The organism is Peptoniphilus sp. BV3C26, assembly GCF_000478985.1.
GTDB lineage: Bacteria > Bacillota > Clostridia > Tissierellales > Peptoniphilaceae > Peptoniphilus_B > Peptoniphilus_B koenoeneniae.
On the sequence record NZ_AWXB01000035.1, the window covers coordinates 1 to 607 of the forward strand.

The 607-nt window shown below is 37.4% G+C and carries 2 protein-coding genes and 1 pseudogene; all 3 read left to right on the forward strand.

What is annotated here, in order from left to right; genetic code table 11:
- A pseudogene (locus HMPREF1253_RS03135) lies at positions 1–208 on the forward strand (hypothetical protein); the annotation flags it as partial.
- Between the two features lie 17 nt (positions 209–225).
- The gene (locus HMPREF1253_RS03140) at positions 226–489 is read left to right on the forward strand and encodes a hypothetical protein (protein ID WP_000595841.1); all 264 of its coding nucleotides are present in this window, start codon (positions 226–228) and stop codon (positions 487–489) included.
- A 3-nt stretch (positions 490–492) separates the two neighbouring features.
- Positions 493–607 (forward strand): PrgI family protein (locus HMPREF1253_RS03145; protein WP_023055311.1); only part of this gene is annotated, 115 nt, incomplete at its 3' end.

Here is a 607-nt window from a genome sequence, read left to right on the forward strand (position 1 = left end):
AACAAACTATATCAAAGGACTATTTGCACTTGGGCTACAAGGACTCTTTTTAATGGTTTGTCTTGGAATATACGCAGTATTAGTTAAGACAATACAGATAACAGATATACACACAAGTACCATGACGATACTTGGATATGCGGTTTTGCTGGGGTTAATGATGCTAAAGAGCGGAACTCTGGCCAAAAGCGTATTAAATGCACACTAACAGAAAGGAAGGATAGGATGATCAAAAGAAAAACAGTATTTACATCAGTAGTAATCGGAGCAGGTGTTATAGCGGTGATTGATAGAATCAAACTTTTTAGCAAGATTAATGACTTGGAAGAAAGAACAAAAGACATCGGTCGCTGCCATAATGACTTTTGTATTTTGCAGGAAAGATATAACAAAAATACAGATAAACAGATAGAAAGCATTCAGGAAGAAATCGGCTCTGTATATGAACACATGGCGGAGCTTTCAAAAGAAAAAGAAGATGGGAGGTAAGTTATGGCGTATGTACCAATCCCAAAAGACCTAAAGAAGGTAAAAACAAAGGTAGCTTTTAACTTAACCAAAAGGCAGATGATAGGTTTCACACTCGCAGGACTGGTAGGACTACCAG